A 25,589-nucleotide genomic window follows, 5' to 3' on the forward strand; every position below is an offset into this window, starting at 1 on the left:
CTCCTTAAAACAGGAAATAGCGTTGCGCCATCGGCAAAACGTCTGCCGGGTCGCTGGTAATCAGTTCACCATCAATGCGTACCTCGTAGGTCTGGGCATCGACGGTGATATTGGGCTGCAGAGCGTTGTGGATCATGTCAGCCTTTTTTACCGTCCGGCAGCCTTTGACGACGGCGATAGCGCTTTGCAAATTAAGTTGCTGCGGGACGTTTTGCGCGTCGGCAGCCTGTGAAATAAAGGTTAGACGGGTGTGATGCCGCGCTGCGCCAAGCGCGCCGAACATCATGCGGTAATGCACCGGCTGCGGGGTAGGGATTGAGGCGTTGATATCACCCATCGGCGCGCAGGCGATCATCCCGCCCTTCACGATGGTCGCCGGTTTTACGCCAAAAAAGGCCGGCGACCACAGCACCAGGTCGGCCAGTTTACCGGGCTCAACCGAGCCGACTTCGTGGGCGATACCGTGGGTCAACGCCGGATTGATGGTGTACTTGGCGATGTAGCGTTTAACACGCTGATTGTCGTTGTCGCCGATTTCTTCTGCCAGCGGACCACGCTGAACCTTCATGCGGTGCGCCACCTGCCAGGTGCGCAGGATCACTTCGCCCACGCGCCCCATCGCCTGTGAATCGGACGAGGTCAGGGAAAACGCGCCAATATCATGCAGCACATCCTCGGCAGCGATCGTTTCCCGGCGAATGCGCGATTCGGCGAAGGCGACGTCTTCAGCGATATCCGGATCGAGATGGTGGCAGACCATCAGCATGTCGAGATGCTCGTCGATGGTGTTGACGGTATAAGGCAGCGTCGGGTTGGTGGAGGAGGGCAAAATATTCGGATGTGCGCAGGCGGTGATGATATCCGGCGCATGGCCGCCACCTGCGCCTTCGGTATGGAAAGTATGAATGGTGCGATCGCCGATCGCTGCCAGCGTATCCTCAACAAAACCGGACTCATTGAGCGTGTCGCTGTGCAGCGCTACCTGGATGTCCATTTCGTCGGCCACGGTCAGCGCACAGTCGATAGCGGCAGGCGTGGCGCCCCAGTCTTCGTGGATCTTCAGGCCAATGGCGCCGGCAGTGATTTGCTCGCGCAGGGCGTCAGGGTTTGAACCATTGCCTTTGCCCAGCAAACCGATGTTAACCGGCAACGTGTCTGCCGCCTGCAGCATGCGGGCGATGTACCACGGGCCCGGCGTGCAGGTGGTGGCATTGGTGCCTGCGGCCGGACCAGTACCGCCGCCGATCATCGTCGTCACGCCTGAAACCAGCGCTTCTTGCGCCTGCTGCGGGCAGATCCAGTGAATATGCGTATCTACGCCGCCCGCGGTGACGATCTTGCCTTCTCCGGCGATGACTTCTGTTCCTACGCCTATCGGGATTGTGACATTGGGCTGAATATCGGGATTACCCGCTTTGCCGATGGCGAAGATCCTGCCGTCTTTGATGCCGATATCCGCTTTGACGATCCCCCAGTGATCAACGATCAGCGCATTGGTTATCACCAGATCCACACACGCCTGGGCGCGCATTTGTCCCTGGCCCATACCGTCGCGGATCACTTTTCCGCCGCCGAATTTGACCTCTTCGCCGTAGGTGGTGAAGTCTTTTTCTACCTCGATCCACAGGTCAGTATCCGCCAGACGTACTTTATCGCCGGTGGTTGGGCCAAACATGTCGGCGTATGCCTGGCGGGAAATGTTACTCATTATCTGCCTCCAGCGCGCCCATCACTTCACTGCGAAAACCCACCATCCTTTGTGCGCCAGCGACGCGCACCAGTTCGACTTCGCGCTTTTGCCCCGGTTCAAAACGTACCGCTGTACCTGCGGCAATGTTAAGACGAAAGCCCCGCGTAGCTGCCCTGTCAAAGCGCAGCGCTGGGTTCACCTCGTAAAAGTGATAGTGCGATCCCACCTGGATGGGTCTGTCGCCGTGATTCTCCACTACGATCGTGCAGGTTTCGCGCCCCTGATTGATCGCAATGTTGCCTGCTGAGATCTGATACTCACCTGGGATCATTGCCGCTCCTTAGACGATCGGGTTGTGGACGGTGACCAGTTTCGAACCGTCCGGGAATGTGGCTTCAACCTGAATATCCGGGATCATCTCTGGTACGCCTTCCATCACCTGATCGCGGCGCAGCACGTGACGCCCGTCTTCCATCAGCGCGGCCACGGTTTGCCCGTCGCGCGCCCCTTCCATAATGAAAGCGCTAATCAGCGCCACTGATTCCGGGTAATTCAGCTTCAGCCCGCGGGCCAGGCGACGTTCTGCCACCAGCGCGGCGGTAAACAGCAACAGCTTGTCTTTTTCTCTGGGGGTCAGTTCCATAATGGGCCTCTTAGGTTTGCCAGATTCGCGGTAGCATGGGCGCTTTGTGTGTCAGCAGCGGGCGCAGAAATTGCCAGATGTCACGCATAACGCGCTGAACAATCAGGTTGTCGTTCGCCAGAAAGCGGATTGTCAGCAGCGAGTCGTTAAGCGTTGCCCCGGCATAATCCCCCAATGGCGTAAGCCGCTCGCGCGTTCCCTCCAGCATGTGTTCGTTGGCCGGGTAACACAGCAACGTACCAATCCAGGGATGATGTGCGACGCCGCTCAGATTCCCTGCCTGCACCTGCAAACGCTCTATCAGTAGCGGTTGCCCATCCCGCCACACTTCCAGACGGTTTTGTAGCGTGCCGTGGCTGAACGTTTCCTGCATGACAGGGCGTCCGAGACACAGCAGATCCCAGGCCAGCAAATGGCTTGCGGACGTCAGATGAAATACGGACTGGACGGTGGCATTAGCGCCGGGAAAGAAGATCGTATCCTGCGGCAGCCACTCCAGCGTGGCGTGCGGGGCGAGCGTGAAATGCTGGCGTAGCAACGCCTGCGGCCCACGGCTGCGATAAAATTTTCCCGCGCCGGGCTGAGTGATTAACGCATGGCTGTTTTCATCGAGTGATACGGAAATATGTAGCTCATCCCCGCCGACGATCCCGCCAGGTGGATGAAGCAAATAGAGGTGACATACCTCTTCTTCGGGATAAAACGGACGTTGAACCGTCAAAGGTCCATAGTGACGCGCCGAGGCGAGCACCGTTTTGTGCCCGGTGCGGGTAAAGTGCAGATCCAGTTCGGCCTGCCAGCCTCGTGTGAGTGTCTCGTGCGCCAGCGTGTCCAGAGCGTTTCCCTTATCAGCATGAGGGTGTTTGCGTACAAAAAAGTATGCCTCAGCGCATCGGGAAATCGATCATATGAGAAGCTTATGGATAAAGGGGCGACAAGACGTCGCCCCAATGGGATTTTACAGTAAAACGAGAGGCATCCAGACCAGACCGGTGATCACCAGCAGCACGAGGAAAATCAGGCCAAAAATAGCGCCCAGCAGCCAGTAGTCAACCGTTGGCAAATAGCCGCTGCCGTAGTAGATAGGGCTTGGGCCGGTGGCGTAGGGAGTCAGAATACTGCCCAGGCCAGTAGCGGCGCCGACCATCAGACAGAAGACCGGCAACGGGATTTCCGGCATCGCCAGCGCGGCGGCGATCATCATCGGCGCAAGGGCGGAGGTATACGCCGTGGCGCTGGCAAAGAAGTAGCGCAGTAAATAAAAGACCACGATGAGCGCCACCATCACCATGATCGGTGAATAGCCGCTCAGCCCGTTTGCCAGCAGCTTGCCGAACCAGGTAATAAAACCGGTGTTATTCAGCCCGGTCGCCAGGGTTATTAACGAGGCCAGCCAGAAAAAGACGTTCCATGCGGCTTTATTACTAACGATGTCATCCCAACTGATGATGCGCAGTACCAGCATCAATGCCACCACGCTGTAACCGACCATTGCGGCGTCAATATAATCGCCACCGAAGATCCACAACACCAGCGCGCCGACCATCAGCCCGAGCATCTTTTTCTCACGTGCGCAGAGCGGTCCCATCGCTTTTAATTCTGTATCCGCCCAGCGCGGCACCTGATCGCCGGATTTCAGCACCGGCGGGTACAACACATATGCCAGCCAGGGCACGATCAGCACCAGTAAAATGCTCAGCGGCAGCATACCCAAGAACCAGTCGCCCCAACTGAGCGCCGTATGAGATGCGCCTTTCATCAGGCCGATCAGCAGCAGGTTCGGCGCCATCGCCGTTAAGAAAATCGCGCTGGTGACGCAGTCGGCGACAATGCCCATCCACATGATGTAGGAGCCAATAGAACGTGAACTGGCGTCATTGGGCTGTGAGTTATACAGCGGCGGCAGGTTGCGGATAATCGGGTAGATTATCCCGGCCCCGCGCGCGGAGTTAGAAGGCGTGACGGGGGCGAGGATAAGCTCGGAGAACATCACCGCGTAACCGAGGAATAACGTCCGGTGCCCCATCTTTTTCACTAACATCAGCGCGATACGCCGACCGAGACCGGTTTTCTCATAGCCGGTACCAAACATAAAGGCCGCGAAAATCAGCCAGATCACCGAGTTAGAAAAGCCAGAAACGGCCCACGACAGCGATTTGGCGGTAAATTTAAAACCGTCCTGCGCGAGTTGTTCCGGGCTGAACAGGATCCACGGTGAAAGTACGGCGATGATCGAAATACCAATCATCGCTACGACCGCGCCGGGTACAGGTTCCAGAATGAGCCCCACAATCACACCGGTAAAGACGGCAAAATAGAGCCAGGTGTGGCTCTCAAGACCGGTGGGGACGGGTAAAACAGCAATAATGGCGATGACCACCAGCGGAGCCAGGTATCGCCACCAACCAGCTAAAGGTGCCATTGTGATATCCCTGCGAAAGGGGAGAGGCTCTGTGCCTCTCCGGAAGGGTTATTTGATGTAGTGCACGTGCTCGCAAATCTCTTCCACGATGGGATCGCGGCGTTCAGCGAACAGCTTTTTGTTTTCGGCGATCAGGTTGTTGCCGTGGGTGTCGATGGACACAATCAGCGGGCCGAACTCTTTGACCCGACATACCCACAAGGATTCCGGCATGCCCAGCTCCGTCCAGTGCACTTCTTCAATCTCTTCAACCTGAGTGGCCGCCAGTACGGCGCAACCTGCCGGGAAGATCACATGCAGCGCTTTGAACTGCTTGCAGCCTTCTTCTGTCAACGGTCCCATACCGCCTTTTCCGACCACCAGCTTGACGCCGGTCTGCTCGATAAACTCTTTCTCAAAAGCTTCCATACGCATACTGGTGGTTGGACCGACGGAGACCATCTCCCATTTATCACCGTTCTTACGCACGATTGGGCCTGCGTGGAAAATAGCCTTGCCGTTCAGATCATAAGGAATTGGGCGCTTCAGTTCGATCAGGCGACGGTGGCACACGTCGCGGCAGGTCACCAGCGTACCGCTCAGGTAAATGACATCGCCAACGCGAATATCTTCCAGATCTTCGGCTTTAATCGGGGTGGTGAGGATCTTTTTCATAACGCGCTCCGGGTGTGAGACAGATTTTCGAAGGAGAGATCAGCATGAACCAACAGCGTGCCGCGACGGTGCGCCCAGCAGCCGGTGGAAACAGCAACGCCGATAGTCGACGGGTGGCGCGCGGCGGATTCGATATGCACGCCCATCACGGAGCTATTGCCGGTCAACCCCTGCGGACCAATGCCCAGGCGGTTAAGCCCTTCTTCCAGACGCAGTTCCAGTTCGGCCGCTTTTGGGTTGGGATGACGTGAGCCGATAGGACGCAGCACCGCTTTACGGGAGAGCACTGCGGCAGTTTCTACTGAGGTGGCAATGCCTACGCCCACCAGCACCGGCGGGCAGGCGTTAACGGCCAACGTGGAGATATTTTCGAAGACAAATTTCACTACGCCTTCGTAGCCTTCTGAAGGCATTAACACTTTCGAGCGTCCTGGCAGGGTACAGCCGCCGCCTGCCATGTAGACTTCGATTTCCGCGTCATCATTATCAGGAATGATGTCCCAGGTAACCCACGGTACACCGGTGCCGGTATTTTTGCCGGTATTCACTTCGTCAAAAATCTCTACCGCGTTATGGCGCAGCGGCGCTTTGACCGTGGCGTCTTCAACGGCTTGTTTCAGGATGCTTTGCAGCTCACCCAACAGCGGAAAACGGGAACCGACCTTTACAAAGAACATAATCTCGCCGGTGTCCTGGCAGGCCGGACGGTTCAGATCAATCGCCTTCTGCATGTTGTCAAACATGGTGTGGTAGATGATTTTACCCATCGGCGAGTCTTCGCCTTCCCGCAACTGTTTTAATTTATCCACCACGTCGTCGGGCATACGGGTAGAAATCATGGCGGTAAAGTTCGCGACAATGTTTGTCAGCGTATTTATCGCATTTTGGTTATTTTGATTGCTCATCTTGTAAACTCCAGTTCTTTTATTTTCTGGAAATAAATTCTCCGCCACAAACTATCACTAAAAGTGTGGTTTTATATTATTTGCCACTGTGAATATCCAATTAACAGTTCGTGAATGATGTCCAGGTAAGGCAATAAAAATTGCGCAAAGGCAGGGTTTAATATGCGTGAGGGAATTACACTGCGGTTAACAACATTACGGATATACCGACCATGCTGAACACGTATCCCCTGGCGAAAGACCTGCAGGTGCTGGTTGAAATTGTTCATAGCGGCAGCTTTAGCGCCGCTGCCGCCACGCTGGGGCAGACGCCTGCGTTTGTGACAAAACGTATTCAAATTCTCGAATCCACGCTGGGGACGACGTTGCTTAACCGCTCTGCGCGCGGCGTGGCGTTAACGGAAAGTGGTCAACGTTGCTATGAACATGCGCAGGCGATCCTCGCGGGCTACCAGCATCTGGTTGATGACGTCACGCAAATCAAAACGCGCCCGGCGGGGATGATTCGTATCGGCTGTAGCTTTGGCTTTGGGCGCAGCTATATTGCGCCGGCCATTACCGAACTGATGCATAGTTATCCTGAGTTACAGGTGCATTTTGAGCTTTACGATCGGCAAATTGATTTGGCGCAGGATAATATCGATTTAGATATTCGTATTAATGATGAAATCCCTGATTATTATATTGCGCATTTGTTAACGAAAAACAAAAGAATATTGTGTGCGGCCCCGACCTATTTACAAAAATATGGCGAGCCGATGACGCTACAGGAATTAAGTCGGCACGATTGTCTGGTCACCAAAGAACGCGATATGACCCACGGAGTGTGGGAGTTGGATAACGGTCAGGAGAAAAAATCGGTCAAGGTAGCCGGGCATCTTTCATCGAACAGCGGTGAGATTGTGTTGCAGTGGGCGCTGCAGGGAAAAGGGATCATGTTGCGTTCCGAATGGGACGTACAACCGTTTCTGGCAAGCGGTGAACTGGTGCGTGTACTTCCGGACTATGCACAGAGCGCCAATATCTGGGCGGTTTATCAGGAGCCGCTGTATCGCAGCGTGAAGCTTCGCGTGTGTGTGGAGTTTCTGGCGACGTGGTGCCAGCACAGATTAGGCAAGCCAGTGGAAGGGTATCAAATCCCGTAGGTTGCAGGCCGGATAAGACGCTTTAGCGTCGCCATCCGGCAGTACCGTCACTCAGGATCTCTTTCGCGTTTTTTCTTCAGTTTAGTCCAGATCTTCGGCTCCTGACGGCGCCACAGACGCTGAATGTTGTCATGGTGACGTAGCAGAATTAAGCACGATAACATGGAAACCGGGAAAGTGAACTGGGGATTAAACCACCAGACATAAAAGGGAGCGATCAGCGCGCTGACGATAGCGCCCAACGACGAATAGCCGCTGAGCAAGACGGTCAGCAGCCAGGTTCCCGCCATTACGCCCGTTAAGTCCCAACCAATTGGCGCAATTGCGCCAAAGGCGGTGGCAACGCCTTTCCCACCCTTAAAGCCGAAGAATACCGGCCAGATGTGTCCCAGACAGGCAGCGATCGCTATCAATCCCAGCCAGAAGGGGCTGACGCCTAGCGCATAGGCGCCCCAGACGGGTAACATGCCTTTCAGTACGTCGAAAATCAGTACGGCGACGGCGGCTCCCTTACCACCGATGCGCAGCACGTTTGTCGCGCCCGGATTGCCGGAGCCGCTGTCACGCGGGTCCGGCAATCCAGCGAGGCGGCATACCAGAATGGCACTGGAAATAGAGCCGCAGAGGTACGCGAAGATAATCATTCCAGGCGCGATTGCACTCATAAGCTGTTCCGTTTTGAAAATGTCGTGTAAAACGCTACTTCTATGGATAATACGCATATTTCGCCGGAAGTGGTATCCGGGTTAGTCAAAAAGCAGGCGGGTCGTGATGGATATTGTATTTATAGAGCAACTTTCAGTAATCACCACTATCGGTGTTTACGACTGGGAACAAACGATCGAGCAAAAATTGGTGTTCGATATCGAAATGGCATGGGATAACCGTAAATCGGCTAAAAGCGATGATGTCGCTGATTGCCTGAGCTATGCTGATATTGCTCAAACGGTTGTTAATCATGTGGAAGGCGGACGTTTTGCGCTGGTAGAGCGCGTAGCGGAAGAAGTGGCGGACCTCCTGCTGAGTCGCTTTAATTCCCCATGGGTGCGTATCAAACTCAGTAAGCCTGGCGCGGTGGCGCGTGCGGCAAACGTCGGGGTTATCATTGAGCGTGGCAATAATCTGAAAGAAAATAATTAATTTAATAATTTCTAAAACAAACAGGTATAAAAGGGTCCTTTCGTCGGCTCTTTTTTGCCGTGGTTTCTTTATGTAGGGGTTTATTGATGAGTGATATGCACTCGCTGCTGGTGGCGGCAATTTTGGGTGTGGTCGAAGGTTTGACGGAGTTTTTACCCGTTTCCAGTACCGGCCATATGATTATTGTTGGCCACCTGTTGGGTTTTGAGGGTGATACCGCAAAAACATTTGAAGTGGTGATCCAACTGGGCTCTATTCTGGCCGTCGTGGTGATGTTCTGGCGACGTCTGTTTGGCCTGATTGGCATTCACTTTGGCAAAGCCCCACACGAAGGTACTGGCAAAGGTCGGTTGACGCTGGGTCATATCCTGCTCGGGATGATTCCGGCCGTTGTCCTGGGACTGGTTTTCCACGATACCATCAAATCGCTGTTTAACCCGATCAACGTGATGTATGCGCTGGTGGTAGGGGGCCTGCTGCTGATAGCCGCAGAATGCCTGAAGCCGAAAGAGCCGCGCGCGCCGGGGCTGGATGATATGACCTATCGCCAGGCGTTTATGATCGGTTGTTTCCAGTGTCTGGCGTTGTGGCCGGGTTTTTCTCGCTCCGGGGCGACGATTTCTGGCGGTATGCTGATGGGGGTGAGTCGTTACGCGGCATCTGAGTTTTCTTTCCTACTGGCGGTGCCGATGATGATGGGCGCGACCGTCCTGGATCTCTACAAGAGCTGGTCTTTCCTCAGCGCGTCAGATATTCCGATGTTTGCAGTCGGTTTCGTGACAGCGTTTATCGTGGCGCTGGTGGCGATCAAAACCTTCCTGCAACTGATTAAACGCATCTCGTTTATTCCGTTTGCGATTTACCGCTTTATTGTTGCGGCCGCCGTCTATGTGGTCTTTTTCTGAATAATTTGATGAAAACATCCTGTTTGTTTACAGGATGTTTTCATTTTTAAAATGAATAATCCGCTTTAATTAATATACTGTATATAATTGTTGTGCCAGCATTCTATGGTACAGATGATTTATATGGGAAATTAATTCATCACTTTAATCTTATTTTTAATTAAACACTGCATAAAAAGTTGTATGCTTTATTTTCTTTGTTAAATAATGTGACTGCAGCAAAGTTAAATTTACATATATTTGTTTCTTAAATGGATGGCGTTTGAATGGAGTAAGTTATGAAATTAAACAAGATTGCACAGTCAGTTATTTTTGCCGCCATAGGGGTTCCTTTCCTGGCATCTGCGGCTTCTGTTACGCATAACGATGATACCAATAGTTTTTCTGGCCTTGATGCCTGGATGATGATTTCGAAAGATTTGGGAAATACCTGGGAAGCCTATACTGACGAAAGTCAGAATAACTTTCCGGGTTCAACCTATGGAATTATTGCCGCCAAAGATGAGCTTGCTATTATATCTCAGCCTTATGATCCAAACTCTACCTATAGAGGTGGAGAGAAAGTTCGCTTCCTGGGCTATTACTGGACGGCGCAATGGTGGGTTGATCAAGGGGTTAGTCCTTCCACGGATTCTGTATGGAAAAAGGGCGATAAAGTCAATTTTAACATTTACTCAGAATTTCAGTTTACCCCTTATACAGGGCAGAAAGCGGAAGATCTGCAAAATAGTGAGAAGAAAAGGGTTAAATCACAGCGCAAAGTGATTGGCTATTTTCCTGAATGGGGAGTTTACGAGGGGCATAATTACTTTACCCCCGATAAGGTGAACTATAAGGGCCTGAGCCATCTTAACTATGGTTTTGCCGTAGTTAAAAACGGTGTAGTGACGATGCATGATACTACGCAGGCGCCTAATTTAATGCGTGAGCTTGACAAGCTTACAGAAAAAAATAATGTCACGTTTATGCTTTCTGTTGGTGGTTGGGATAACTCACAGGAAGGCGTGTTTGAAGCGGCAACTCGCACAGATGAAGGCGTTGAGAAGTTGGCGAACAGCATGGTCGATTATGTCCATGCATGGAATTTTGATGGTCTGGATATTGACTGGGAGTATCCGGACAACGACAGTGAAAAAGCGCAGTTTACTAAACTTATCAAATCATTACGCGCCAAGCTTGATGAGCAGGGGCGCAAAGACGATAAGTACTATCAACTTTCTGCCGCTGTCACAACCAACCATAACAATGTGGCTTATATTAACCCGGCTGTCACCGCAGATTACCTCGACAGTATCAACGTAATGGCATACGACATTCACGGCGCTTTTGATGCAAAAACGGGCCACAATGCTCCGCTTTTCGCCAATCAAAAAGATGACGATCAGAAGTTGAATGTCTCCTCTGCGATGAGTGAATATGCGGATGTTTGGCAGATTCCTAAAGAAAAATTAATGATGGGCGTTCCATATTACGGAAGAGGATGGGGATCTGTTCCTGCTACACAAATTGAAGCGGGACTGCCGGGGCTATTCGCGCCGGGTGAGGCGTCTGTAAAAGGCGCATGGGATGATGAGGGGCAATATACTGGCACCAACCCGTGGTATGTTCTGAAAGAAAAACTAGCCAGTGGCGAATACAAACGGTATTGGGATCCGCAGTCACATGTTCCTTATTTATATAGCGTAGGCAGTCAGGAGTTTTTAACCTATGATGATCCGCAATCTATTCGTGAAAAAGTAGATTACATCAACCAGCAAGGATTTGGTGGTGCGATTATCTGGGATATCAGTGGCGATACGGCAGATTATGAGTTAGGGAATATTGTTGATGATATTCTGACTACCTCAGTTGCAAAAGAGAAAGGTGCAACGCTCTACACTGATATAAATTATCTGGGTGATGATATTCAGACTAATGATGATATTTCATGTTTAGCCGATGTTAAATCCGCAACAGGCAAAAAAATGAATGACACTATCTCTTCAGTAAAAATTGCTGAGGGTAGTTTGGGTGTGAATGCTTTTACAAACTGTAATTATTCGGGGACAAAAATAGCGCTTCTGGAAAGTAACTCCGCGCTGAGTAGTGGTAATAATGCGATATCATCCGTAAAAATTATCAAGGCAATTGCTTACGAGGACTACGGACTGGAAGGGCGTTCTCTTGTTATGGATGGTGACATTAAGGATCTGTCAACTTACAGCCTCAATGATGCGCTATCTTCAATTCAGGTCGCTCAGGGTTACAAAGCCCGGCTATATGAAAATGGGAATTATAAAGGCAATTATATCGATATCACGGCCGGCAGTGCCGCAATACGTGATGGCTTTAATGATAAAGTTTCTTCTATTCAATTTATCAAAGAATAATTCCGTCTGATAAGAGCTCAACTTGCCCCTTTACAGGGGCAAGTTTTTTTAACCGATCGCCTTTTCTTGCTTCCAGGTGGCCACCGCCGCAATACGACGCCGGGTCAATTCCTCGCGAATCGCCTGACCTTTGAATCCTGCCTCAACGACGTCTTTCGTTGGCACCGCCTGCGCAACCTGCCAGGCTTCACGCAACAGCCTGCCTTGCGGATAATCCGCCGCTTCAAAGCCGGTACGCCCACGCACGTCTGCCTCGCTGGTCAGAGCGATTTGCTCCACGCGCTGTGGTTTACGCCATGCATCGATGGAATCAAACAGCTTAACGATGGTTTTTGGCTGCAGGATTGGGAAGGTATGAATGAGATCGTGGAACTCAGCCACCAGTTTGGCTAAATCACGGATGTCATTTGGTACGCGCAGGCGTTGACACAGTTGCTCGACCAACTTGACGCCCGCCGGACCATGACCGTGATGGCGTGGCCACAGCGCTTTAGGCGTTAATGCTTTGCCAAGATCGTGGCACAACGTGGCAAAGCGCACGTCGACCTCGGGGCTTAACATAGCGGCCATCGACAGCGTCATCAGGGTGTGAATACCGGTATCGATTTCCGGGTGCCACTTCGCGGGCGCTGGAACGCCGAACAGGGCATCAACTTCAGGAAACAGAACGCGCAGCGCACCGCAGTCGCGCAGAACCTTAAAGAACACCTGGGGATTACGGGTAGTTAAGGCGTTTTCCGTTTCTTTCCACACCCGCTCTGACGTCAGATGTTCCAGTTCACCGGCAGCGGTCATGTCGCGCATCAATGTCATGGTTTCGTCAGCGATACGAAAACCGAGGTGCGCATAGCGGGCAGCAAAGCGCGCCACGCGCAGTACGCGCAGCGGATCTTCGCTAAAGGCGGGAGAAACATGGCGCAGCAGACGGTTTTGCAGATCGCTGCCTCCGTTATACGGGTCGATAATCTTCCCGTCGTCATCGCGGGCCATTGCGTTGATGGTCAGGTCGCGACGTTGAAGATCGTCCTCCAGCGTTACATCCGGCGCGGCGTAACAGGTGAATCCGGTATACCCCGAGCCTGATTTACGCTCGGTTCGCGCCAGCGCATACTCTTCCCGGGTTTGCGGATGCAGAAACACGGGAAAATCGCGGCCTACCTGCTGGTAGCCCGCATCGAGCATTTCTTGTGGCGTGGCACCGACAACGACCCAATCTTTATCTTTAACCGGTAGCCCTATTAACGCATCCCGAACAGCACCACCGACCAGATAAATCTTCACGCCACTTTCCTTTTGAAAAAAATCATCCCTTAATCATATGTCAGTGTGGCGGAGAAGGCGATTCAGTTCATCCAGCGATCTTTGCGTTTACGGCTTGGGATCATGTGCGGCAGAACCAGGCCGAGCAGCAGACCAAGACCCAGCACGCCGCCGCCGTACATAAACCACTGCATGATGATGGTGCGCTGTTTGTCATCAAGCTGCAGGTTGGCTGCGCTCACCTTCTTTTGCGCCACGATGAGTTCGTTTTTCAGCTTCTGATTTTCTTGTTTCAGCCCGTCGATCACGCTGTCGCTTTGCGCCACTTTTTGCTGCATATCGGCGGTGCGCTGATTCCACGTGGTATCGATATTATTGAGCTTATCTGTCAGCGTCTTAACCTGGTTTTCCAGATCGGGAACGCGGGTACGCAGGCTTGGCGTACTGTTCAGCTCTTTCAGTGGGATCCAGGCGGTACGTCCGGTGCTGTCTTTCACCTGGGCGTAGTTGGTGTTGGCATCGGTCTGTAATAGCGTGACTTCCTCGCCGGCGTTAACCGTACCCACGAGGCGATAATTATCTCCCGGACCGCTGCGGACCCAGGTGTTCAGTTCGTCAGAGACATAGCGCTTTTCTTCGGCATGTGAGACTGCAGTGGCGCTAAGTGCGAGTAAAGTTAATCCAATCAGGCGTAATTTTGGCATCAGGCTGTCGTTATTGTCATAGAAAGTGGAACGATAGTAGTGGCATCAGTGTCTCTACGCAAAGCATTCGACATCAATCGGAATCATCTGTGTCCTTTTTGCCACCACCCGAAACTTTTACGCCCGTCAAATTGCTCGTTGCATGGCAATTTGGCGCAAAATACTATCTACTTGACCATTAAGAACGAACTTAGTTCGCAGTCAGTTTTCTCAACTGTGACATAACCCATAAGTACAAGACCATGGCCCAGGAAATCGAATTAAAATTTATCGTCAATAGTGATGCTGTAGATGCGCTACGTGAGCGTCTGAATACGCTGGGAGGAGAGCATCACGCGCCCAGCCAGTTGCTGAATATCTACTACGAAACGCCGGATGCCTGGTTGCGTGGTCACGATATGGGCCTGCGTATTCGCGGGGAAAACGGTCATTATGAAATGACCATGAAAATTGCCGGACGGGTAACGGGCGGTCTGCATCAGCGACCAGAATATAACGTTGCGCTGAGCACGCCTGAGCTGGAGCTCGCCCTGTTTCCCGCTGAAGTCTGGCCTGATGGCAAGCTACCCACGGAACTCGCTTCTCAGGTGCAGCCGCTGTTTAGCACCGATTTTTACCGTGAAAAATGGTGCCTTGATGTTGACGGTAGCCGGATTGAGATAGCCCTCGACCTTGGGGAAGTGAAAGCGGGCGAGTTTGCGGAGCCTGTCTGTGAGCTTGAACTGGAACTGCTAAGCGGCGATACCCGTGCGGTATTGAAGCTGGCAAATCAGCTGGTTTCGCAAACCGGTTTACGTCAGGGCAGCCTGAGCAAAGCGGCGCGTGGCTATCATTTGGCTCAGGGGAATGCGCCGCGTGAACTCAAACCGACGCGCATTTTGCGGGTTCCGGCGAAGGCGAGCATCGAGCAAGGTCTGGAAGCGGCGCTGGAGCTGGCATTATCCCAGTGGCAGTACCATGAAGAGCTGTGGGTACGCGGCGTCAAGGGGGCGAAATCCGAGGTACTGGCGGCAATGGACCTGGTGCGCCACATTCTGATGCTGTTTGGCGGTAATGTGCCACGAAAAGCGAGCGCTCACTTACGTGATTTGCTGACCCAGTCGGAAGCAATCATGGCGTCGGACGTTTCTGCCGTTTCGGCGGTTTACAGCACACAAACGGCGATGGCAAAACTGGCGCTGACCGAATGGCTGGTAACCAAAGGATGGCAGCCGTTCCTTGATGCGAAGGCGCAGGGTAAAATTGCCGACTCCTTTAAGCGTTTCTCAGATATTCATCTCTCGCGCCATGCCGCCGAACTGAAAACCGCTTTTGCTCAGCCGCTGGGCGATCGCTATGCCGATCAGCTTCCACGCCTGACGCGCAACATTGATAGCATGCTGATGCTGGCGGGATATTATGACGAAAATGTCGCCTCGGAATGGATCGCCAACTGGCAGGGCCTGCGACACGCCATTGCGGCCAACCAATATATAGAAATCGAACACTTCCGTAATGAGGCAATCGCGCTGGAACCGTTCTGGCTGCACAGCGGAAAACGATAATCAGGACTGAGGCCGCCATCTGGCGCTATTCAAAGGATAACTCATAAATGAAGCAGCTCTCTTCACCGTTACAGCAGTACTGGCCGACCGTTGTTGAGCGGCTGCCAACAACAATATCTGAGTCCTCGCTTAGCGTGCAGGCGAAGTCAGTGCTTACATTCAGTGATTTTGTTCGCGACAGCCTTATTGCCCATCCTGAATGGCTGGTCGAGCTGGAAAGCGCAGCGCCTCAGGCGGACGAATGGCGACACTATGCCGCCTGGTTACAGCAGGCGTTGACCGACGTCAGCGATGAAAACACGCTGATGCGTGAGCTACGCCTGTTTCGCCGTCGCATTATGGTGCGTATCGCGTGGGCGCAGACGCTGTCGCTGGTGACGGAAGAGAGTATCTTGCAGCAGCTAAGCCATCTGGCTGAAACGCTGATCGTTGCCGCGCGTGACTGGTTATACGCCGCCTGCTGTCGAGAATGGGGAACGCCTTGTAATCCAGAAGGTGTTGCGCAACCGCTGCTGATTTTAGGCATGGGGAAACTGGGCGGTGGCGAGCTGAATTTTTCCTCCGATATCGACCTGATTTTTGCCTGGCCGGAGCACGGCAGTACGCAGGGCGGGCGACGCGAGCTGGATAACGCGCAGTTCTTTACCCGTATGGGCCAGCGGCTCATCAAGGTCCTGGATCAGCCCACAATGGATGGCTTTGTTTATCGGGTGGACATGCGTCTACGCCCATTTGGCGACAGTGGTCCACTGGTGCTGAGCTTCTCCGCGCTGGAGGATTATTACCAGGAACAAGGCCGCGACTGGGAACGTTATGCAATGGTCAAAGCCCGCATTATGGGCGATGCCGATGGCACTTACGTCAATGAACTCCGTGCCATGCTGCGACCGTTTGTTTTCCGTCGTTATATCGATTTCAGCGTGATCCAGTCTCTGCGTAACATGAAAGGGATGATTGCCCGTGAAGTGCGCCGTCGCGGACTGAAGGACAACATTAAGCTGGGGGCGGGCGGTATTCGTGAAATCGAATTTATCGTGCAGGTCTTCCAGCTTATTCGCGGCGGACGCGAGCCGTCGCTGCAATCCCGCTCACTGTTACCGACGCTGAGCGCCATCAATGCGTTAAACCTGTTGCCAGACACCGATGCGGAGCAACTGCGCGCCGCCTATCTCTATTTACGCCGTCTGGAAAACCTGCTGCAAAGCATCAATGATGAACAGACCCAGACGCTGCCGGGTGATGAACTGAATCGTGCGCGGCTGGCGTGGGGAATGAACGTTGATGACTGGCAGCAGTTGACCGATGAGTTGGCGAGCCATATGCACAATGTGCGACGGGTATTTAACGAACTAATTGGTGATGACGAAGCCGAAACACAGGAGGAGTCGCTGTCAGAACAGTGGCGCGAACTGTGGCAGGACGCCTTACAGGAAGATGACACCACGCCAGTGCTGACGCATCTGGCGGATGACGATCGGCGACGCGTCCTGTCGCTGATCGCGGATTTCCGCAAAGAGCTGGATAAACGCACCATTGGCCCACGCGGACGCCAGGTGCTGGATCATCTAATGCCGCATCTGCTGAGCGATGTCTGTTCGCGTGACGACGCCTCAGTTCCGCTATCGCGCATTACGCCGCTGCTGGTGGGCATTGTCACCCGTACGACTTATCTGGAACTGCTGAGCGAATTTCCCGGTGCGCTTAAGCACCTGATTTCACTCTGTGCCGCCTCGCCGATGGTCGCCAGCCAACTGGCGCGCTATCCGCTGTTGCTCGACGAGCTGCTGGATCCGAACACGCTGTATCAACCCACGGCGACAGATGCCTACCGTGATGAGCTGCGCCAGTATTTACTGCGCGTGCCCGAAGACGATGAAGAGCAACAACTGGAAGCGCTGCGCCAGTTTAAGCAAACGCAGCTGTTGCGTATTGCCGCGGCTGATATCGCCGGAACGCTGCCGGTGATGAAGGTGAGCGACCACTTAACCTGGCTGGCGGAAGCTATGATTGATGCGGTAGTCCAGCAGGCGTGGACGCAGATGGTTGCTCGCTACGGGCAACCCACCCATCTTGGCGATCGCGAGGGACGCGGTTTTGCCGTGGTCGGCTATGGCAAGCTGGGCGGCTGGGAGTTGGGTTACAGCTCGGATCTCGATCTGATCTTCCTGCACGATTGTCCGATGGATGTAATGACGGATGGCGAACGTGAGATTGACGGGCGACAGTTCTATCTGCGTCTTGCGCAGCGCATTATGCACCTTTTCAGTACCCGTACCTCCTCCGGTATTTTGTATGAAGTGGATGCGCGGCTGCGTCCGTCCGGTGCGGCGGGGATGCTGGTAACATCAGCGGATGCTTTCGCCGATTACCAGCGCAACGAAGCCTGGACATGGGAACATCAGGCGCTGGTGCGCGCGCGCGTAGTATACGGTGACCTTCAGTTGACCTCTCAGTTTGACGCGGTGCGTCGCGATATCATGACCCTCGTCCGCGACGGAAAAACCTTGCAAACCGAGGTGCGCGAAATGCGTGAGAAAATGCGTGCTCATTTAGGCAATAAGCATCGCGATCGTTTTGATATCAAAGCGGACGAAGGCGGCATTACCGATATTGAGTTCATTACGCAATACCTGGTGCTGCGCTATGCCCATGAAAAACCGAAGCTGACGCGTTGGTCGGATAACGTGCGCATTCTGGAATTACTGGCGCAAAATGACATTATGGAAGAGCAGGAGGCGCTGGCGCTTACCCATGCTTATACGACGCTGCGTGATGAACTTCACCATCTTGCCTTGCAGGAGCTTCCGGGCCATGTGGCGCCAGAGTGCTTTGAGGCTGAACGTACGCTGGTGCGCGACAGCTGGCAGAAGTGGCTGGTTGCCGAGTGAAGTGTGCTATTATCGCGCGCAAATTTTAAGACCCTCAGAGAATCTCTCAGGAGACAGGAATGAAAGTAACGCTGCCAGAGTTTGAACGTGCAGGAGTCATGGTTGTCGGTGATGTGATGCTGGATCGCTACTGGTACGGTCCTACCAGCCGTATTTCGCCTGAAGCGCCGGTTCCGGTGGTGAAAGTGGATACCATCGAAGAACGTCCCGGTGGCGCAGCAAACGTGGCGATGAACATTGCCTCCCTGGGAGCGAATTCGCGTCTGGTGGGCCTGACCGGTATTGACGACGCGGCGCGTGCGCTGAGCAAAACGCTGGCGGATGTGAACGTAAAATGTGATTTCGTCTCCGTACCAACTCATCCGACGATTACCAAACTGCGCGTACTTTCCCGTAACCAGCAGCTGATTCGCCTGGATTTCGAAGAAGGTTTTGAAGGTGTGGATCCGCAGCCGTTGCACGAGCGTATTAATCAGGCGCTGGGTTCTATCGGCGCGCTGGTGCTCTCTGATTACGCCAAAGGCGCGCTGGCAAGCGTGCAGCAGATGATTGCGCTGGCGCGTAAGGCCGGAGTTCCGGTGCTTATCGATCCGAAAGGAACCGATTTTGAACGCTACCGTGGCGCTACGCTGCTGACGCCGAATCTGTCTGAGTTTGAAGCGGTTGTTGGTAAGTGCAAAAGCGAAGATGAGCTGGTGGAACGCGGCATGAAATTGATTGCTGATTTCGACCTTTCCTCTTTGCTGATCACGCGTTCCGAGCAGGGGATGACGCTGCTGCAACCGGGCAAAGCACCGCTGCATATGCCGACTCAGGCGCAGGAAGTGTATGACGTGACCGGCGCGGGCGATACGGTTATTGGCGTGCTGGCGGCGACGCTGGCGGCGGGTAACTCTCTGGAAGAAGCGTGCTACTTTGCTAACGCCGCAGCCGGTGTTGTCGTAGGTAAACTGGGGACTTCAACCGTTTCTCCCATTGAACTGGAAAACGCCGTGCGCGGTCGGGCAGATACTGGTTTTGGCGTGATGAGCGAATCTGAGCTGAAACAGGCCGTTGCCAGCGCCCGCAAGCGCGGTGAGAAAGTGGTAATGACCAACGGGGTGTTCGACATTTTGCATGCGGGGCACGTCTCCTATCTGGCAAACGCACGCAAGCTGGGCGATCGCTTGATCGTAGCGGTAAACAGCGATGCTTCGACCAAACGTCTGAAAGGCGAAACGCGTCCGGTCAACCCGCTGGAACAGCGGATGATCGTACTGGGTGCGCTGGAGGCCGTCGACTGGGTGGTCTCTTTTGAAGAAGATACACCGCAGCGTCTGATTGCGGGCATCCTGCCGGATCTGCTGGTAAAAGGCGGCGATTATAAGCCGGAAGATATTGCGGGCAGCAAAGAGGTGTGGGCGAACGGCGGTGAAGTGCTGGTGTTGAACTTCGAAGACGGCTGCTCAACGACTAATATCATCAAAAAGATCCAAAAAGACAGCGATAAATAATCGCCGGGAAGTTTGCCGGATGGCGGTGGAAACACCTTATTCGACCTACGAGATTGTGGGCCGGATAAAACGCGTGAGCGTTGCCATCCGGCATTTCTGTTTCTTATTCTTCAGTGGTTTTTTCAACAGGCTGTGGACTGTTTTTCAGCGGTTCAGCTTTACGATGACGCTCTGTCTCAAAGGCGGCGATTGTCGCGTTTTGCTGCAGCATCTTTTCACTCTCCGCACGAGGCGTAGGTTTCATAGGAAAGTGTGAGCCTGGGCTATAAATTTGCGCACATTATGTACAAAACCATTTCGCGTATAGGGAAATACTGAAATCAGAAAAAGCATATGGCCTTAGCAGATATTCAATAACTGGAGGGTATGCTCATGCACAGCAACATGTATTCAATGAACAATTTCGATTTCCTGGCCCGCAGTTTTGCCAGGATGCAGGCTGAGGGCCACCCTGTTGATATCCAGGCCGTCACGGGCAATATGGATGAGGAACATCGTAGCTGGTTTTGTAAACGTTATGCGCTGTACTGCCAGCAGGCGACAGAGGCGAAGAAACTCGAACTGGAACACTAACAGAAAAACGGGCCTTGCGGCCCGTTGTCGTTTTTACTCTTGCGGATCGACTGAGGGGATCGCAGGGGCAGGCTTAACTTCTGCCGTTTTTTCACGCGCTTCCAGCTCAGTCAGGCGTTGTTCAAGCAGCGCCAACTTTTCACGGGTACGCAGCAAAACCTGAGTCTGCACATCAAACTCTTCACGGCTTACCAGGTCCAGACGGGTCAGTTGTGACTGCAGCGTTTGACGAATTTTCTTCTCGACGTCTTCCCCAAACTCCCGGATCCCTTTCGGCATCGACTCGTGAACCTGACGAGCAATCTGCTCAATTTTTTTCGGGTCAATCATTGTGGTTTCCCTGAACTGGTACGTGTTGCTGCTTATTGTAGTGCGAATGGGCGCAGGCATAAACCAGAATTGTGTGAAGCTAAGTCGAGTAAAGGCGTTGATGAAGGTAATCAATAGCGTTATAGTTAACCCGCTTATTCTCAGGGCGGGGCGAAATTCCCCACCGGCGGTAAATCAGCTTAATGCTGAAAGCCCGCGAGCGCTTTGGGTGCAAACTCAAAGGTCAGCAGATCCGGTGTAATTCCGGGGCCGACGGTTAGAGTCCGGATGGGAGAGAGTAACGATCCAGTCGGGCATGGACCCGCTCACGTTATTTTTTTGCCGCTTAGACGGTACTCCTAAGACTGCCCTGATTCTGGTAACCATAATTTTAGTGAGGTTTTTTTACCATGAATCAGACGCTACTTTCCTCTTTTGGTACGCCTTTCGAACGTGTTGAACATGCGCTGTCTGCGCTGCGTGAAGGACGCGGTGTAATGGTGCTTGACGACGAAGATCGTGAAAACGAAGGCGATATGGTTTTCCCGGCAGAGACCATGACCGTTGAACAGATGGCGCTGACCATCCGTCACGGCAGCGGTATTGTTTGCCTGTGCATCACTGAAGACCGACGCAAACAGCTCGATCTGCCAATGATGGTGGAAAATAACACCAGTGCTTACGGTACCGGTTTTACCGTGACCATTGAAGCCGCAGAAGGCGTGACCACCGGCGTTTCCGCGGCAGACCGTGTCACTACGGTACGTGCGGCAATTAAGGATGGCGCAAAACCTTCCGATCTGAACCGCCCGGGACACGTTTTCCCGCTGCGCGCTCAGGCAGGCGGTGTGTTGACTCGCGGCGGTCATACTGAAGCCACCATCGATCTGATGACGCTGGCAGGCTTTAAACCCGCCGGTGTGCTGTGCGAACTGACCAATGACGATGGCACCATGGCGCGCGCGCCGGAGTGCATCGAATTTGCCGGCAAGCACAATATGGCTGTGGTCACTATCGAAGACCTGGTGGCTTACCGTCAGGCGCATGAGCGTAAAGCCAGCTAATTGCTCATTACCACGCTTGTCGTGCCAGGGATAAAAAAACCGAAGTCAGTTTTCTGGCTTCGGTTTTTTGTTATTGCAGTCTGTCTATTTAGTTCTGGCCAGTTTGATTGCCCAGGCGCCGCTCATTATCACTAACAGCAGCAAACATACGCCAAAAGCCAGCAGGCAGGCCTGCGCCATATTCATAAAATGCCACGGCGGCAGGAGATACCAACCTTCCGACTGTTGGTACAGATCGACAAACCACTTTTGCATACTGCTGAGCGCCACGCCATCGGGAACGATGGGCGCATCATAGCCGCAGTCTCCTGTGGGCTTAAACCATTCTGGCGCCCAGTTTGCCAGCGGCAAATTGAACGGGAAGGTCGGATCGGTGGAACATCCCTGTACGCCAAACAGTGAATCTGGGTCCGGGTTATGTACTGCATAATGAATGCTGTTAAGTTTGATGGAAAACTTAATGCCCATGATGCTACCGTAAAATGCCGCGATGCAGCCGATGAGCTTCAGAACAACATTTTTGGGGTTAAGCGCCGCGATTAGCCCACCAAAAACCATCACGAACATGGCAAAGCGAATGTATACACATTGTTCGCAGGGAGCCATGTAGAGATAGATTTGGAAGAAAGAGTGCGCCAGAATAATTAACCCACCCATTGCGCAAGCCATCAGTAACCACAGAAAGCGCCGTTCCTGCCATCTCACCAAGGTATCAACCGGTGCAATACATAAGTCTCGCCACAGTCCTTTAATGAAAGCCATAGCCGGGTCCCTGTTTATTTTGCCGCCAGCTCTCTGACAAGCTCAGCCATAGAATCAATGGATTTGATGTTTTTGGTGTAGATCAGGTACTTGCCGTTGACGACATAAGCCGGTACGCCCTGAATTTTGGCGACATCATATGCCGCTTTCCATTTCTCCAGCGTTTGCTGGACGGCGGGGTCCTTCAATGCGGTTTCAAAATCCGCCTGACTCATACCCGCAGCATCCAGCCCCGTCTTAATGAATGAGGCAGGATCTTTACCGTCTGACCAGCGCTCTTTCTTGTCGTGGTAGGCTGCGTAATAGGCGAACTTGGCTTTTTTGAACTGAGATTTGGCGTCAAACAATGAAATTCCTGCTGCCTGATCCTTAGCGATCATTACCGCAAATACCTCACTGGCCTGTTTGCCGTATTCCCCTTTGGTTTCCAGATGAAATGGTGTGAAGGTAACCACGTCGGCTACTTTTTCTGACACGGGAGCCGTTACGGCTTTATCGTATTTGTAGCAGAACGGACAGGCGTAGCTGAATACTTTGATTAACGTCTTATCCGCATTAGGAATCGGTTTCTCCAGCACCATATAGTCAGTGCCCTCGGTAAAAGCCGATGCTGCAAACGATGAGGCAAGTACGGCGGTTAATGCCACGCTTTTAAATAATGAAGTGATCCATTTAGACGACATAATTAATCCTTAATCTAACGTGATTATTTAAACATTTGTTGTGGGTGGACCAGTAATGCACGGTAGTGTGTTTGGTTCGGTTTATCGGAAAGGACATCAATTTCAACTTTGACTTCTTTTGTCTTGTAGTCAATTTCATTGATTTTGCCAATGGTCGGTTGTCCAACGTCAAATAAATTAATCGATCCACCAAAGCCAAACATGGTATCGCGATCTTTTTGATATTCGATAACTGAAGTGATAGGACTATAAAAATCATAGCCGCGCTCTTTTCCGTATTCCCAAATTTGTTGGACGGTTCCTTTTTTCTCATCAATTTTATATTCGACAAAACGGGAGTATTTCATCGTCGGCAAAGCGGGTTGTTCGAGTCCACGACCATCGCCGTTATCAAAAATGGTTAATGTCCCTTTGCTGGAGAGCCATGCGGTGTGCTGGGTGTAGGTAAAATCGAAATCAGTATTTTCACACTTGCCATTTTCATCACATTTTAGCACGTTGCCTTTAGCATCTACCGGTTTTAACAGCTTGCTTGCCAGCGCTTTATTCCAGCCTTTAGATGGCGCCAGGATCCACTTCACCTGTTTATCCCGACCAATTTTTACGACCCCCTGATGGCGGGAAGAGATAATGATAGAGTCATCTTTAGCGTCATAGGCAATGGAGTTGACGTGAGCCCAGTTACGACCCGCACCAACGCCGAGGGCATCACCATAGGGAGTATCTGGCTCCAGTTTCGCCTGTTGGCCTGCGTGCGCGAGGTCGACGTTGACGCATACCGCGCCTGCGTCCAGTGCACCCAGCAGGGCATCACGCATCGGGTCGAGAATTTTTGTCAGATCCCATACGTCAACAACGCGACCGGATCTGTCGACTTCAATAATCTGGTCGCGGATAGTTTGCACGTGAATGCCATCTTCCTTGCGATAATCGCGTTTACCTACGCGAAGCAGTACGGTGTCATTGACCGTTTCGATCGATTCATGCGATGCGTCAAGGAATCCACGCGGCAGCTTATGGTCGGCCAGAATCTGTCCCATCATATCGAATTCATACCAGTGCTGACCCTGCACGGCGGTGAAGGTTCCGCGCGGTGTTTCCCGAATGCCCATCAGGTAACCGCGCTTATTGATATCCATGTCATGGCCGTCATAGAAGGTATCCTGATCCAACCACCAACGATATTCACCTTCCGTATCGACGACGAAGGTAAAAGGGGCGATATCAAAGGGTAATGCGCCACCTGCGGGGCCCGCATCAAGGATGCCGGCATTTTTGTCTTTTTCACCATGCCAGTGGAATTCTGCGCCCTGCGCGGTGAAAGTATGGGTATTCACCAGATACAGACGGTCTTCAAAGCCGGGAGCAACCTTAATAACTTTAGTTTGCTGTAAATCAGAAAGAGAACGGTTATCCATGTAGTGATTAACGATGGCAGATGTTTGCACCACGTAATCTTCCTTCATCGCCTTGCCATTTTCTTTATATTCGATGGTAACTTTATTAGCGTACTTTTGATAAAGGCCAAAAACAGGAATGCCATCGTAAGTGGCGAGTGATTCTTTGCCAACGGTATAAGTAACCGGAACCCCTTTTTCACCTTTACCATGAACGGTGACTTTAACATCCGAAATAACGTGACTATCTAATTCAATCAGTGCGGTAAGTGGGGCATTTCCATAAGGATCAACAACTATTGCACCCAGTTTACCTGCGGGTTGGGCGGGTTGAAAACCTGCGGCAAACGAATTCCCCACAGTTAATCCAAATGCCAGTGCAAGCGTTCCAGCGAGAAGTGTTTTTCTGTATTGCGTAAACATGGATATATCTCCTTATATTACCTGTAAATATAATGGTGCTGAATATATTATGTTTTTACGATGTTAATTAAGCAAAGGATAGTATTGCTGATGCTGCTTTAATGATGAATCAATTAATATTGATGAGGCTTATTGTTCTGCAGAATCTAATTTTTATTATTTGAATAGTATTGGCGAGATATTTTAAGAACAATGTTTATTATTGTGTTGTGTGATCTTGTCGACATAGTTTAATTGTTTATAACGATCTGGGCTATTAGCTTAGTCGCTTATTTATATGATCGAAATCATATATTTGTTTCTGGAATATGCCACTATAGGGGTAGGTTGGAATAAGGTAGTGTAAAATTTTAACGTTAAATGTTTAATGATGTTAAATATTAAGGGTAAAAGAATGTTTATTGCCTGGTATTGGATTGTATTAATTGCACTCGTTGCGGTGGGTTATTATTGTCATATGAAGCGTTATTGTCGTGCGTTCCGCCAGGACAGAGATGCGCTGCTTGAGGCGCGTAACAAACTCTTTCGTCGATCTGGCGAAGATAACGGCACGGTTAAGGGACAGGAATAGTCCTTCGCGTTCTGCTATGGATGAGCGGATGCTGTTAAACTTGCA

Annotated in this window: 25 protein-coding genes and 1 riboswitch; of the genes, 10 read left to right on the plus strand and 15 right to left on the minus strand. The window is 52.1% G+C overall.

Annotated elements, in window-relative coordinates; translation table 11 throughout:
* Positions 1-4: 4 nt before the first annotated feature.
* The 7 genes from ureC to ttdA all read right to left on the minus strand — a co-directional run bounded on the left by ureC (position 5) and on the right by ttdA (position 6,314).
* A complete protein-coding gene (gene ureC, locus FDW97_RS03905; protein ID WP_110496800.1) occupies positions 5-1,708 on the minus strand; it encodes an urease subunit alpha in 1,704 nt (567 codons plus the stop codon).
* Positions 1,701-2,021 carry an urease subunit beta gene (locus FDW97_RS03910; RefSeq protein ID WP_038633976.1) on the minus strand — a complete coding sequence of 107 codons (321 nt, stop codon included), beginning with the start codon at positions 2,019-2,021 and terminating at the stop codon, positions 1,701-1,703. Before FDW97_RS03910 ends, ureC begins: the two co-directional genes overlap by 8 nt.
* A gap of 9 nt (positions 2,022-2,030) precedes the next feature.
* Positions 2,031-2,333 (minus strand): urease subunit gamma, encoded by a 303-nt coding sequence (locus FDW97_RS03915; protein ID WP_003024678.1) that lies wholly within the window; start codon positions 2,331-2,333, stop codon positions 2,031-2,033.
* A 10-nt stretch (positions 2,334-2,343) separates the two neighbouring features.
* On the minus strand, positions 2,344-3,168 hold the full coding sequence (locus FDW97_RS03920) for an urease accessory protein UreD (RefSeq protein ID WP_199979407.1): 825 nt from the start codon (positions 3,166-3,168) through the stop codon (positions 2,344-2,346).
* A gap of 123 nt (positions 3,169-3,291) precedes the next feature.
* Positions 3,292-4,755 (minus strand): anion permease, encoded by a 1,464-nt coding sequence (locus FDW97_RS03925; protein ID WP_137350674.1) that lies wholly within the window; start codon positions 4,753-4,755, stop codon positions 3,292-3,294.
* A 48-nt stretch (positions 4,756-4,803) separates the two neighbouring features.
* Positions 4,804-5,409, minus strand: a complete 606-nt coding sequence (ttdB, locus tag FDW97_RS03930; RefSeq protein WP_006688017.1) for a L(+)-tartrate dehydratase subunit beta — start codon at positions 5,407-5,409, stop codon at positions 4,804-4,806.
* The gene (gene ttdA / locus FDW97_RS03935) at positions 5,406-6,314 is read right to left on the minus strand and encodes a L(+)-tartrate dehydratase subunit alpha (RefSeq protein WP_038633966.1); all 909 of its coding nucleotides are present in this window, start codon (positions 6,312-6,314) and stop codon (positions 5,406-5,408) included. Before ttdA ends, ttdB begins: the two co-directional genes overlap by 4 nt.
* Before the next feature lie 212 nt (positions 6,315-6,526).
* Between ttdA and FDW97_RS03940 the strand changes: the two genes are divergently transcribed.
* Entirely contained in the window at positions 6,527-7,459 is a 933-nt protein-coding gene (locus FDW97_RS03940; RefSeq protein WP_069324353.1) for a LysR family transcriptional regulator, read from the plus strand.
* 47 nt (positions 7,460-7,506) lie between these two features.
* Here FDW97_RS03940 and plsY read toward each other — a convergent pair whose 3' ends face one another.
* Complete coding sequence (gene plsY / locus FDW97_RS03945) at positions 7,507-8,124, minus strand: glycerol-3-phosphate 1-O-acyltransferase PlsY (protein ID WP_003828443.1); 618 nt, start codon at positions 8,122-8,124, stop codon at positions 7,507-7,509.
* 106 nt (positions 8,125-8,230) lie between these two features.
* Here plsY and folB point away from each other — a divergent pair, with 106 nt between their 5' ends.
* The 3 genes from folB to FDW97_RS03960 all read left to right on the plus strand — a co-directional run bounded on the left by folB (position 8,231) and on the right by FDW97_RS03960 (position 11,873).
* The gene (gene folB / locus FDW97_RS03950) at positions 8,231-8,599 is read left to right on the plus strand and encodes a bifunctional dihydroneopterin aldolase/7,8-dihydroneopterin epimerase (RefSeq protein ID WP_038633959.1); all 369 of its coding nucleotides are present in this window, start codon (positions 8,231-8,233) and stop codon (positions 8,597-8,599) included.
* 86 nt (positions 8,600-8,685) lie between these two features.
* A complete protein-coding gene (gene bacA / locus FDW97_RS03955) occupies positions 8,686-9,504 on the plus strand; it encodes an undecaprenyl-diphosphate phosphatase (protein ID WP_087856828.1) in 819 nt (272 codons plus the stop codon).
* A 278-nt stretch (positions 9,505-9,782) separates the two neighbouring features.
* Positions 9,783-11,873, plus strand: coding sequence for a glycosyl hydrolase family 18 protein (locus FDW97_RS03960; RefSeq protein ID WP_137350675.1), 2,091 nt, complete (start codon positions 9,783-9,785; stop codon positions 11,871-11,873).
* A 48-nt stretch (positions 11,874-11,921) separates the two neighbouring features.
* Here FDW97_RS03960 and FDW97_RS03965 read toward each other — a convergent pair whose 3' ends face one another.
* Positions 11,922-13,154: a multifunctional CCA addition/repair protein gene (locus tag FDW97_RS03965; protein ID WP_137350676.1), complete on the minus strand. Its 1,233-nt coding sequence runs from the start codon at positions 13,152-13,154 to the stop codon at positions 11,922-11,924.
* Between the two features lie 62 nt (positions 13,155-13,216).
* The gene (locus FDW97_RS03970; protein WP_048232822.1) at positions 13,217-13,837 is read right to left on the minus strand and encodes a TIGR04211 family SH3 domain-containing protein; all 621 of its coding nucleotides are present in this window, start codon (positions 13,835-13,837) and stop codon (positions 13,217-13,219) included.
* A 242-nt stretch (positions 13,838-14,079) separates the two neighbouring features.
* Here FDW97_RS03970 and FDW97_RS03975 point away from each other — a divergent pair, with 242 nt between their 5' ends.
* From FDW97_RS03975 to hldE, 3 genes are read left to right on the plus strand one after another with little or no spacing between them, the layout of a single operon-like run.
* A complete protein-coding gene (locus FDW97_RS03975; protein ID WP_137350677.1) occupies positions 14,080-15,381 on the plus strand; it encodes an inorganic triphosphatase in 1,302 nt (433 codons plus the stop codon).
* Between the two features lie 47 nt (positions 15,382-15,428).
* On the plus strand, positions 15,429-18,269 hold the full coding sequence (gene glnE / locus FDW97_RS03980) for a bifunctional [glutamate--ammonia ligase]-adenylyl-L-tyrosine phosphorylase/[glutamate--ammonia-ligase] adenylyltransferase (RefSeq protein ID WP_137350678.1): 2,841 nt from the start codon (positions 15,429-15,431) through the stop codon (positions 18,267-18,269).
* A 59-nt stretch (positions 18,270-18,328) separates the two neighbouring features.
* Positions 18,329-19,762, plus strand: a complete 1,434-nt coding sequence (gene hldE / locus FDW97_RS03985) for a bifunctional D-glycero-beta-D-manno-heptose-7-phosphate kinase/D-glycero-beta-D-manno-heptose 1-phosphate adenylyltransferase HldE (RefSeq protein WP_038633941.1) — start codon at positions 18,329-18,331, stop codon at positions 19,760-19,762.
* A gap of 103 nt (positions 19,763-19,865) precedes the next feature.
* Here hldE and FDW97_RS23400 read toward each other — a convergent pair whose 3' ends face one another.
* Positions 19,866-20,006 carry a hypothetical protein gene (locus FDW97_RS23400; RefSeq protein WP_159121568.1) on the minus strand — a complete coding sequence of 47 codons (141 nt, stop codon included), beginning with the start codon at positions 20,004-20,006 and terminating at the stop codon, positions 19,866-19,868.
* Between the two features lie 122 nt (positions 20,007-20,128).
* On the opposite strand from FDW97_RS23400, the gene glgS reads away from it, so the two are divergent.
* Entirely contained in the window at positions 20,129-20,335 is a 207-nt protein-coding gene (gene glgS / locus FDW97_RS03990; protein WP_087856824.1) for a cell surface composition regulator GlgS, read from the plus strand.
* Positions 20,336-20,368: 33 nt separating this feature from the next.
* Here the strand turns inward: glgS and ubiK are convergent, their stop codons facing one another.
* Positions 20,369-20,665, minus strand: a complete 297-nt coding sequence (ubiK, locus tag FDW97_RS03995) for a ubiquinone biosynthesis accessory factor UbiK (protein WP_038633935.1) — start codon at positions 20,663-20,665, stop codon at positions 20,369-20,371.
* A gap of 132 nt (positions 20,666-20,797) precedes the next feature.
* Positions 20,798-20,948: riboswitch (FMN riboswitch) on the plus strand.
* Positions 20,949-21,054: 106 nt separating this feature from the next.
* On the opposite strand from ubiK, the gene ribB reads away from it, so the two are divergent.
* Complete coding sequence (gene ribB / locus FDW97_RS04000) at positions 21,055-21,708, plus strand: 3,4-dihydroxy-2-butanone-4-phosphate synthase (RefSeq protein ID WP_038633931.1); 654 nt, start codon at positions 21,055-21,057, stop codon at positions 21,706-21,708.
* Positions 21,709-21,792: 84 nt separating this feature from the next.
* Here the strand turns inward: ribB and dsbI are convergent, their stop codons facing one another.
* From dsbI to FDW97_RS04015, 3 genes are read right to left on the minus strand one after another with little or no spacing between them, the layout of a single operon-like run.
* On the minus strand, positions 21,793-22,470 hold the full coding sequence (dsbI, locus tag FDW97_RS04005; RefSeq protein ID WP_085048722.1) for a protein-disulfide oxidoreductase DsbI: 678 nt from the start codon (positions 22,468-22,470) through the stop codon (positions 21,793-21,795).
* Positions 22,471-22,484: 14 nt separating this feature from the next.
* Positions 22,485-23,153, minus strand: a complete 669-nt coding sequence (locus tag FDW97_RS04010; RefSeq protein WP_137350679.1) for a thiol:disulfide interchange protein DsbA/DsbL — start codon at positions 23,151-23,153, stop codon at positions 22,485-22,487.
* 23 nt (positions 23,154-23,176) lie between these two features.
* Positions 23,177-24,973, minus strand: coding sequence for an aryl-sulfate sulfotransferase (locus FDW97_RS04015; protein WP_085048724.1), 1,797 nt, complete (start codon positions 24,971-24,973; stop codon positions 23,177-23,179).
* Positions 24,974-25,367: 394 nt separating this feature from the next.
* Here FDW97_RS04015 and FDW97_RS23405 point away from each other — a divergent pair, with 394 nt between their 5' ends.
* A complete protein-coding gene (locus FDW97_RS23405) occupies positions 25,368-25,544 on the plus strand; it encodes a hypothetical protein (protein WP_069324349.1) in 177 nt (58 codons plus the stop codon).
* Positions 25,545-25,589: the final 45 nt, after the last annotated feature.

Source organism: Citrobacter sp. wls708 (assembly GCF_005281255.1).
GTDB classification, from domain to species: Bacteria; Pseudomonadota; Gammaproteobacteria; order Enterobacterales; family Enterobacteriaceae; genus Citrobacter; species Citrobacter werkmanii.